This window comes from Streptomyces anandii JCM 4720 (assembly GCF_014650655.1).
Lineage (GTDB): Bacteria > Actinomycetota > Actinomycetes > Streptomycetales > Streptomycetaceae > Streptomyces > Streptomyces anandii.
The window spans coordinates 58,829-68,189 of record NZ_BMVJ01000020.1; the positions used below are offsets into that span (position 1 = coordinate 58,829).

The window sequence follows — 9,361 nt, forward strand, 5'->3', positions numbered from 1 at the left end:
GGCCGCCGCCGACGATTGCAGGAGTGATTCGCGTGGATCGTGTCGCGCTGCGCGGCCTGAGGGCCCGCGGGCACCACGGAGTGTTCCCCAAGGAGCGCGAGGAGGGCCAGACCTTCCTCGTGGACCTCGTCCTGGGCCTGGACACCCGGCCGGCCGCCGCCGACGACGACCTGACGAAGACCGTGCACTACGGCATCGTGGCCGAGGAGGTCGTGGCCGTGGTGGAGGGCGAGCCGGTGAACCTCATCGAGACGCTCGCCGAGCGCATCGCCCAGACCTGTCTGAAGCACGAGGGGGTGCGGGAGGTCGAGGTCTGCGTGCACAAGCCCGACGCGCCCATCACCGTCCCCTTCGACGACGTGACCGTCACCATCACCCGGAGCCGAGTATGACCCGACCGACCACCGTGGGTCACAGCGACCCGACCGTCCAGCCGGTGCCCGCCTCCGTCGTCGAGCAGGTCGACGCCGCCGACACCACCCTGCAGAACCCCAAGCGGGCCGTCGTCTCGATCGGCTCCAACCTGGGCAACCGTCTGGAGACCCTCCAGGGCGCCGTCGACGCGCTGGAGGACACCCCCGGCGTCCGCGTCAAAGCGGTCTCCCCGGTCTACGAGACGGAGCCCTGGGGCGTCGAGCCCGGCTCCCAGCCGTCGTACTTCAACGCGGTCGTGGTCCTGAAGACGACCCTGCCGCCGTCCTCGCTCCTGGAGCGGGCGCACGCCATCGAGGAGGCCTATCAGCGGGTCCGCGACGAGCGCTGGGGGCCGCGCACCCTCGACGTCGACATCGTCGCGTACGCCGAGGTGGTCTCCGACGACCCGCGCCTGACGCTCCCTCACCCCCGAGCCCACGAGCGTGCGTTCGTCCTCGCGCCGTGGTACGACGTGGACCCGGGCGCCCAGTTGCCGGGCCGCGGTCCCGTGGCCGATCTCCTGACCGCCGTCACCCGCGAGGGTGTCGCCCCGCGCGGCGACCTGGAACTCCGGCTGCCCGAGTAGTCGTTAAGGTCAAGACGAGAGACGGTCCGGTCCGGGGGAGCTGAAGGGACACCGTGAAAGAGCTGCGCATCAGGGTGCTGGCCGGCGTGTTCGTGGTCGCCGGAGTGCTGTCCTGGGCGGCCGCCCGCCTGTGGAACTCGGTGGGGACACTCCCCAGCGTCCCCCTGGCCGCCCCCATCGTCCTGGCCCTGATCGCCGCGGTCCTCGCGGCCACGGCCCTGTCGCTGCGCGCCCGGCTGAGGGCCCAGCGCGAGCGCCGCCCCGGCGCCAAGGGCGTCGACCCCCTGATGGCCGCCCGCGCGGTCGTCTTCGGCCAGGCCAGCGCCCTGGTGGCCGCCCTCGTCGCCGGGATGTACGGCGGCACGGGCGTCTTCCTGCTGGAGCTCCTCGACATCCCCGCCCGCCGCGACCAGGCCATCTACGCCGGTCTCTCCGTCCTCGCCGGCATCGCCGTCATAGCGGCCGCCCTCTTCCTCGAACGGGTCTGCAGACTCCCCGACGACGAGGACCAGAACCACCCCGGCGCCGAACCGGTCGCGTAGGGCTTCAGGCCGCCGGGCGCCCAGCCGGGCGCCCGCTCAGTGCGCCATGATGAGGCTCATCGCCTCGTTGCGGGTCGCCGCGTCCCGCAGCTGGCCGCGCACCGCCGAGGTGATGGTCTTCGCGCCGGGCTTGCGGATGCCCCGCATCGACATGCACATGTGCTCGCACTCCACCACGACGATCACGCCGCGCGGCTCCAGGATCTCCATCAGCGAGTCCGCGATCTGCGTGGTCATCCGCTCCTGCACCTGCGGGCGGCGGGCGTAGACGTCCACCAGCCGGGCCAGCTTCGACAGGCCGGTGATCTTCCCGGTGACCGACGGGATGTACCCGACGTGGGCGACCCCGCGGAACGGGACCAGATGGTGCTCACAGGTCGAGTACACCTCGATGTCCTTCACGAGCACCATCTCGTCGTGCCCGAGGTCGAACGTGGTCGTCAGGACGTCCTCGGGCCGCTGCCACAGGCCCGCGAATATCTCCTTGTACGCCCGCGCCACGCGTGACGGGGTGTCTCGCAGGCCCTCGCGGTCCGGGTCCTCGCCGACCGCGATCAGGAGTTCGCGTACGGCGTTCTCGGCGCGCTTCTCGTCGAAGTCGCCGATGGTGCCCTCGCCGTCCAGCGTCACGGGGTCGGTCATGTGAAGCCTCGTTCCTGTGTGTCCCAGCAGCGGACATGCGAAATGCCGCGCCCCCCAGGCTAGAACCAGGGGGGCGCGGCATCCATTCCGGGGCCCGTGGGGTCCGGTGGGGCCGGTGTCAGTTGTCCGGGCGGTCCTCCGGGGCCTGCTCCGTCGCCGGGGCGGGCTCGGTGGCCGTGGACTTGACGGTGCTGATCGCGGCCGTGGCGCCGTTGGCGCCGTTGGTCAGGGCCAGCTCCTTCGGGGAGAGCACCGGCGGCCGGGTGGACGGGGTGCGGCGGGAGGAGCCGGTCCAGGCGGGCCGGGGCGGGCGCTTGACGATCGGGGCGAAGATCTCGGCGATCTCCTCCTTGCCGAGCGTCTCCTTCTCCAGCAGCGCGAGGACGAGGTTGTCGAGCACGTCGCGGTTCTCGACCAGGATCTCCCAGGCCTCGTTGTGCGCGTTCTCGATGAGCTTCTTGACTTCCTCGTCCACCAGCGCGGCGACCTCTTCGGAGTAGTCGCGCTGGTGAGCCATCTCACGGCCGAGGAACGGCTCGGTGTTGTCGCCGCCGAACTTGATGGCGCCGAGCCGCTCGGTCATGCCGTACTGCGTGACCATCGCGCGGGCCGTGGAGGTGGCCTTCTCGATGTCGTTCGCCGCGCCCGTGGTCGGGTCGTGGAAGACGAGCTCCTCGGCCGCGCGGCCGCCCAGCATGTAGGCGAGCTGGTCCAGCATCTCGTTGCGCGTGGTCGAGTACTTGTCCTCGTCCGGCAGGACCATGGTGTAGCCCAGGGCCCGGCCTCTCGACAGGATCGTGATCTTGTGGACCGGGTCGGAGTTCGGCGAGGCCGCCGCGACCAGGGCGTGGCCGCCCTCGTGGTACGCGGTGATCTTCTTCTCCTTGTCCGACATGATCCGGGTCCGCTTCTGCGGGCCCGCGACCACGCGGTCGATCGCCTCGTCCAGCATCTTGTTGTCGATCAGCTTCTTGTCGCTGCGGGCCGTGAGGAGCGCGGCCTCGTTCAGGACGTTGGACAGATCGGCGCCGGTGAAGCCGGGGGTGCGGCGGGCGACGGCGGACAGGTCGACGTCGGGCGCGACCGGCTTGCCCTTCTGGTGGACCTTGAGGATCTCCAGCCGGCCCTGCATGTCGGGGCGGTCGACCGCGATCTGGCGGTCGAAGCGGCCCGGGCGCAGGAGGGCCGGGTCGAGGATGTCGGGCCGGTTGGTGGCGGCGATGAGGATCACGCCGCCCTTGACGTCGAAGCCGTCCATCTCGACGAGCAGCTGGTTCAGCGTCTGCTCGCGCTCGTCGTGACCGCCGCCGAGGCCGGCGCCGCGGTGGCGGCCGACCGCGTCGATCTCGTCGACGAAGACGATCGCCGGGGCGTTCGCCTTGGCCTGCTCGAACAGGTCGCGGACGCGGGAGGCGCCGACACCGACGAACATCTCGACGAAGTCGGAACCGGAGATCGAGTAGAACGGCACGCCGGCCTCGCCCGCCACCGCGCGGGCGAGCAGGGTCTTGCCGGTGCCGGGCGGGCCGTAGAGCAGCACGCCCTTGGGGATCTTGGCGCCGACGGCCTGGAACTTGGCCGGTTCCTGGAGGAACTCCTTGATCTCCTGGAGCTCCTCGACGGCCTCGTCCGCGCCGGCGACGTCGGAGAAGGTCGTCTTCGGGGTGTCCTTGGTGATGAGCTTGGCCTTGGACTTGCCGAAGTTCATGACCCGGGAGCCGCCGCCCTGCATCTGGTTCATCAGGAACAGGAAGACGACCACGATGAGGACGAAGGGGAGCAGGGAGAGCAGCACGCCGACGAAGGGGTTCTGCTTGGACGGCGAGACCGTGTAGCCGTCCGGGATCTGCTTGTCCTGGTACTTGGTCTGCAGCGTGCCGGCGATGGTCACGCCCTGGTCGCCGATGTAGCTCGCCTGGATCTTGGAGCTGCCGTCGACCTTCTGGCCGTCCTTGAGCTCGACCTTGATGGTCTGCTCGTCGCCTGTGGTCAGCTTGGCCGACTGGACCCTGTTGTCATTGATCGCTGCGACGACCTGGCCTGTGTCCACCGTCTTGTAGCCGCCGGACGAGCCGACGACCTGCATCAACACGACCACGGCAAGGACGGCCAGCACGATCCACATGACCGGCCCACGGAAGTATCGCTTCACGTCCATCCATACGGAGCGGTGCCGCCCCGTCCCTCCTGCCATAGTGAGTTTGATAAGACAGTTCTTCTGACGGTACCCCAGCATTGTGGCTCGAAGCCGCACGGGAGAGCCGGCGTCCCCGTCTGCATGCTCCAACGGCTCCGGGGCCCCGGGGGTTCCCGATCACCGTACGGGCCGGGGCCCTTCGGGGTTCAGCCGCCGTAGACGTGGGGCGCGAGCGTACCGACGAACGGCAGGTTGCGGTACTTCTCGGCGTAGTCCAGGCCGTAGCCGACGACGAACTCGTTGGGGATGTCGAAGCCGACCCACTCGACGTCGATGGCGACCTTCGCGGCCTCGGGCTTGCGCAGCAGCGTGCACACCTTCAGGGAGGCGGGCTCGCGCGAGCCGAGGTTGGAGATCAGCCAGGACAGGGTCAGGCCGGAGTCGATGATGTCCTCGACGATCAGGACGTGCCTGCCCTTGATGTCGGTGTCGAGGTCCTTGAGGATCCGCACCACGCCGGAGGACTGGGTGCCCGCGCCGTAGGACGACACGGCCATCCAGTCCATGGTCAGCGGGGTGGACAGCGCCCGGGCGAGGTCGGCCATGACCATCACCGCGCCCTTGAGGACGCCGACGATGAGCAGGTCCTTGTCCGCGTACTCCGCGTCGATCTTCGCGGCCAGCTCCGCGAGCTTGGCGTCGATCTCTTCCTTGGTGATGAGCACCTGCTTGAGGTCGGCACCCATGTCTTTCGCGTCCACCGCATCACTTTCGGTCGTCCCACCGGCCGGTCCGGCGCGCTCCGTCGCCCGCTCCAGCGGGCCGGTGGGAGGTTCCGGATTCAGCCTTGCCGAATCACCAGTCTGCCACCCTGCCGCTGTGCGACGACTTTGCCCGGGAGGTTGATGGCTCCCTGGCCGTGCCAGCCGGTGATCAGGCGGTCCACTTCCTCGATGTGGCGGGCGAAGAGGGAGCCGGCCGGGGCGCCGGCGTCGATGGCGGCGCGGCGCAGTACGCGGCGGCGCACGGCGGGCGGCAGCTCGTGCAGCTTGGCGCACTCCAGGCGGCCGGCGGCGTCGCGTACGGAGGCGGCGGCCTGGCCGGCCCAGGCGTCCAGCGCGTCGGCGTCGTCGCGGGAGAGCTGGGCGGTGCGGGCGAGGGCCTCCACGACGCCCTTGCCGAGGGCCTTCTCCAGGGCGGGCAGTCCCTCGTGGCGCAGCCGCGAGCGGGTGTAGGCGGGGTCGGCGTTGTGCGGGTCGTCCCAGACCGGCAGGGACTGGACCATGCAGGCCTTGCGGGCGGTCTGGCGGTCGAGGTGCAGGAAGGGGCGGCGGTAGCGGCCGCCGGCCCCCGAGACCGCGGCCATTCCCGACAGGGAGCGGATGCCGGAGCCGCGGGCGAGGCCGAGCAGTACGGTCTCGGCCTGGTCGTCGCGGGTGTGGCCGAGGAGGATCGCGGCGGCGCCGTGGCGTTCGGCGGCGGCGTCCAGGGCGGCGTAGCGGGCGTCGCGGGCGGCGGCTTCGGGGCCGCCGTCGCGGCCCACGGTGACGGCGACGGACTCGACGGGGTCGAGGCCGAGTTCGCGAAGACGCTGGGCGACCTCGTCGGCGCGCAGGTCGGAGCCGGACTGCAGGCCGTGGTCGACGGTGACGGCGCCCGCGCGGATGCCGAGCTTGGGCGCCTCGAAGGCGAGCGCGGAGGCGAGCGCCATGGAGTCGGCGCCGCCGGAGCAGGCCACGAGCACGAGCGGCGTCGGCGGACGCTCGTGCGGGGCGGGGCCGGTGGCCGGGGCCGTGGCGCCCGCAGCGGCCTCGGGACGGCCCTGCGGCCGCCGGGGCTCCCGCAGCGGCTCCCGGAGCGACTCGAGCGCCTCCAGGGCGTCGAGGGCGTCCCGGCTGAGCGCACCACGGTCCAGGGGCGTCCGCTCGGGGGCGGGGCTCTCCGTGGCGGCGGGGTCCGTCGCGGGCCGGTCCGTCCCACCGGGGTCCGTCGCCGGGGGCGCGGGCGGAAGGTGCGGCGGGGTGACGGCCGGGGGCTGTGGGGTGTACGGCGGCTGGCCGGGCAACTGGGCGATGCGCCGGCCCGGGGAGGCCTGCTCGGCGCGCGGGGGCCGGCCCGCGCGGGCGGTGGTGCGGGCGCCCAGGGGTGTCCGCACCGCGGCCCGGGGCCCGGGGCGGCACGGCTCGCCGTGCTGGGTCTGCTCGTCGAGGATGTCGTGGAGGACGCGGCGTACCGCCAGGCGTATCGCCGCGACCGCAGGATGGGGACCCATGTCCGGTTCCCTTCACGGAAGTATTCGGGGGTGAGCCCGAGGTTCGGTCACTCAGAGTGTGTAGATGGTGACAGAAACGGGGCGTTCCCCGAGCATTGCACGCCTACGCATTGCCCACGGTCCCTCGGACGGGTGATTGAAGGGGCGTTCGCCTGCCGTCGGCCGGATTCGGTTCACGACGTCGTCACGCGGTTCACGACTCGGCCTTGCGGTGCACCCGTGCGACCCAGTCCGCCGGTTTGGCGATCTCCGCCTTGGTGGGCAGGGTGTTGGGCGAGGTCCACACGCGGTTGAAGCCGTCCATGCCGACCTGGTCGACGACCGCGCGGACGAACCGCTCCCCGTCGCGGTACTGGCGCAGCTTGGCGTCCAGGCCGAGCAGCTTGCGCAGGGCCATGTCCAGGCGGGAGGCTCCCTTCGCACGGCGCTGCTGGAACTTCTCGCGGATCTCGGCCACGGTCGGCACCACGTCCGGGCCGACCCCGTCCATCACGAAGTCGGCGTGGCCCTCCAGGAGGGACATCACGGCGGTGAGCCGGCCGAGGATCTCGCGCTGGGCCGGGGACTGCACCAGTTCGACCAGGGAGTGGCCGCCGTCGTCCTCCTCGCCCTCGGGCCGTCCGCCGGCCAGGGACTGGGCGGCCTCGCGGATGCGCTCCAGGAAGGCCATCGGGTCCACGTCGGTCTCCGCCAAGAACGACTGGATTTCGCCCTCGAGGTGGTCCCGCAGCCAGGGCACGGCGGTGAACTGCGTGCGGTGGGTCTCCTCGTGCAGGCACACCCACAGGCGGAAGTCGTGCGGCTGCACGTCGAGTTCGCGCTCGACGTGGACGATGTTCGGGGCGACGAGCAGCAGCCGGCCGGCGCCGTTCTCGCCCGCCGGGAGTTCGCGGGTGGGCGGGGCGAAGGTCTCGTACTGGCCGAGGACCCGGGAGGCGAGGAAGGACAGCAGCATGCCCAGTTCCACGCCGGTGACCTTGCCGCCGACGGCGCCGAGGACCGCGCCGCCCGCGGTGCCGCTGCGCCGCTCGTGCATCTTGTCGAGCAGGGGCTTGAGGATCTCCCGGAACCCGGCGACGTTGGCCCGCACCCAGCCCGGCCGGTCGACCACGAGGACGGGGGTGTCGTGGGTCTCCTCGGTACCCAGACGGGTGAAACCGCGGACGTGTTCCTCCGAGGCCTTGGCGTGCCGGCGCAGTTCCGCGACGACGGCCCGGGCCTCGTCCCGGCTCACCTCGGGGCCCGGCCGCACGAGCCGGGTCGCGGTCGCGACCGCGAGATTCCAGTCGACCATCCCGGAAGAAGCAGCACCACCGATGCTCGTCATGCGTCAACGGTACGTGAGCGCCGCCGCTTGGGGCAGGCCGTGGAGATGCCCCGGTGGCGGCCTTTGTCCCCTCCCGCGCCCGGAGCCGGCGGGTGCCCGGTGCCGGCCACGGCCCCCGTCCGCTACCCGCAGCCGCAGGACGCGAGGGTCGTCGCCGTCCGGTCGAGGGCCGACTGGGCCGTGTCCGGTGAGGTGGTGCCCTCGGCCAGGAAGGCGAACGCCAGGAGGTGGCCGTCCTGGTCGACGGCCGTGCCGGCCAGGGCGTTGACGCCGGTCAGGGTGCCCGTCTTGGCCCGTACGACGCCGGCCGCGTCGTCGGAGGCGTAGCGGCCGGCGAGGGTGCCGGTGAAGCCGGCGACGGGCAGGCCCGTGAGGACCGGGCGGAGTTCGGGGTGGGCCGGGTCGGCGGCCTTGAGGAGCAGGGCGGTGAGCAGGCCGGCGGTGAGCCGGTCGGCGCGGTTCAGCCCGCTGCCGTCGTGGAAGGAGGCGCCGGTGATCGGCAGGCCGAGCTTTCCGAGCTGGGCGGCGATCGCGTCGGCGCCGCCGGCGAAGTCCGCGCGGCCGCCGGTCGCGGCGGCCGTCTGCCGGGCGAGCGCCTCGGCGATGTCGTTGTCGCTGTTGGTGAGCATGCGCTCGACCAGGTCGGACAGCGGGGGCGAGGCGACGCTCGCGAGGGTCTCCGCGCGGCCGGTCGCCTTGGAGGGGCCGGGGGCGCTCACGCGGATGCCGTGGGCGGAGAGCAGACGGCCGAAGACGCGGGCCGCGTCGGCCGCCGGTTCGCCCGTGCGGGGGGCCGGGCCACTGGTCGAGCCGTCGGTGCGGGCCTCGTCGGCCATGAGGGCGCTGACGGGGGCCAGGTTCTCGTTGACGCCGATGGGGTGCAGCTCGGGACCGGCGAACAGGGTGGTGTCGTAGGACAGCGTCACCTCGTGCAGGCCGCGCTTGGTGAGGGCGGCGGCCGTGGCGTCGGCGAGGGTGCGCAGACTCGCCCAGCCGTGGGCGTCCTTCCGCGCGGTGAGGGTGGGGTCGCCGCCGCCGACCAGGATCACCTCGCCGGTGTCGGGCTCCAGGGCGGCGCGGGTGGTGAGGCGGTGGTCGGCGCCCAGGGCGGACAGGGCGGCGACGGCGGTGGCGATCTTGGTGGTGGAGGCGGGGGTGAGCGCGTCGTCGGCGCCCCGGCCGTAGAGCCGCTCGCCGGTGGCGACGTCGACGACCGCGGCGGAGTGGCGGGTGCCGAGCGCGGGGTCCGCGAGCAGCGGGTCGAGCAAGCTTGCCAGGGCGCGCCCGCCGGACGCCGACTTCACCTGGTTCCCGCCCTCGCCGAGCCCCACGAGGACCGGCACGGCGCTGGGCGCGGGCCGCGGCCCGCCCGCGGACGTGTCGGATGTGCCGGACGTACGGGACGTACCGGACCGGCGGCCGTGATCTGTGCCACCCGCGT

The 9,361-nt window shown here is 72.4% G+C and carries 8 protein-coding genes and 1 pseudogene; 3 read left to right on the forward strand and 6 right to left on the reverse strand.

Annotated features, from left to right (window positions below):
- The first annotated feature begins 32 nt into the window (after positions 1 to 32).
- The 3 genes from folB to IE249_RS28445 are packed head-to-tail and all read left to right on the forward strand — an operon-like array spanning position 33 to position 1,542.
- Positions 33 to 392 carry a dihydroneopterin aldolase gene (gene folB, locus IE249_RS28435; protein WP_189709265.1) on the forward strand — a complete coding sequence of 120 codons (360 nt, stop codon included), beginning with the start codon at positions 33 to 35 and terminating at the stop codon, positions 390 to 392.
- Positions 389 to 1,000, forward strand: coding sequence for a 2-amino-4-hydroxy-6-hydroxymethyldihydropteridine diphosphokinase (gene folK, locus IE249_RS28440; RefSeq protein ID WP_189709267.1), 612 nt, complete (start codon positions 389 to 391; stop codon positions 998 to 1,000). Before folB ends, folK begins: the two co-directional genes overlap by 4 nt.
- Positions 1,001 to 1,053: 53 nt before the next feature.
- A complete protein-coding gene (locus IE249_RS28445; protein WP_189709269.1) occupies positions 1,054 to 1,542 on the forward strand; it encodes a DUF3180 domain-containing protein in 489 nt (162 codons plus the stop codon).
- Positions 1,543 to 1,578: 36 nt separating this feature from the next.
- On the opposite strand, the gene folE is transcribed toward IE249_RS28445, so the two are convergent.
- The 6 genes and pseudogenes from folE to dacB form a co-directional block, all read right to left on the reverse strand.
- Entirely contained in the window at positions 1,579 to 2,184 is a 606-nt protein-coding gene (folE, locus tag IE249_RS28450; protein WP_189709271.1) for a GTP cyclohydrolase I FolE, read from the reverse strand.
- Between the two features lie 118 nt (positions 2,185 to 2,302).
- A complete protein-coding gene (ftsH, locus tag IE249_RS28455) occupies positions 2,303 to 4,342 on the reverse strand; it encodes an ATP-dependent zinc metalloprotease FtsH (RefSeq protein WP_189709273.1) in 2,040 nt (679 codons plus the stop codon).
- 185 nt (positions 4,343 to 4,527) lie between these two features.
- Positions 4,528 to 5,067: a hypoxanthine phosphoribosyltransferase gene (gene hpt, locus IE249_RS28460; protein ID WP_189709374.1), complete on the reverse strand. Its 540-nt coding sequence runs from the start codon at positions 5,065 to 5,067 to the stop codon at positions 4,528 to 4,530.
- A 95-nt stretch (positions 5,068 to 5,162) separates the two neighbouring features.
- Positions 5,163 to 6,197, reverse strand: a complete 1,035-nt coding sequence (tilS, locus tag IE249_RS28465) for a tRNA lysidine(34) synthetase TilS (protein WP_373304474.1) — start codon at positions 6,195 to 6,197, stop codon at positions 5,163 to 5,165.
- 589 nt (positions 6,198 to 6,786) lie between these two features.
- Positions 6,787 to 7,920, reverse strand: coding sequence for an Rv3626c family coenzyme F420 biosynthesis-associated protein (locus IE249_RS28470; RefSeq protein WP_189709275.1), 1,134 nt, complete (start codon positions 7,918 to 7,920; stop codon positions 6,787 to 6,789).
- Between the two features lie 122 nt (positions 7,921 to 8,042).
- Positions 8,043 to 9,361: pseudogene (gene dacB, locus IE249_RS28475) on the reverse strand (D-alanyl-D-alanine carboxypeptidase/D-alanyl-D-alanine endopeptidase); the annotation flags it as partial.

Coding starts and splice junctions, on each gene's coding strand:
- folK (WP_189709267.1), top strand. CDS start 389: ATGACCCGACCGACCACCGTGGGTCACAGCGACCCGACCGTCCAGCCG.
- folE (WP_189709271.1), bottom strand. CDS start 2,184: ATGACCGACCCCGTGACGCTGGACGGCGAGGGCACCATCGGCGACTTC.
- ftsH (WP_189709273.1), bottom strand. CDS start 4,342: ATGGACGTGAAGCGATACTTCCGTGGGCCGGTCATGTGGATCGTGCTG.
- hpt (WP_189709374.1), bottom strand. CDS start 5,067: ATGGGTGCCGACCTCAAGCAGGTGCTCATCACCAAGGAAGAGATCGAC.
- IE249_RS28470 (WP_189709275.1), bottom strand. CDS start 7,920: ATGACGAGCATCGGTGGTGCTGCTTCTTCCGGGATGGTCGACTGGAAT.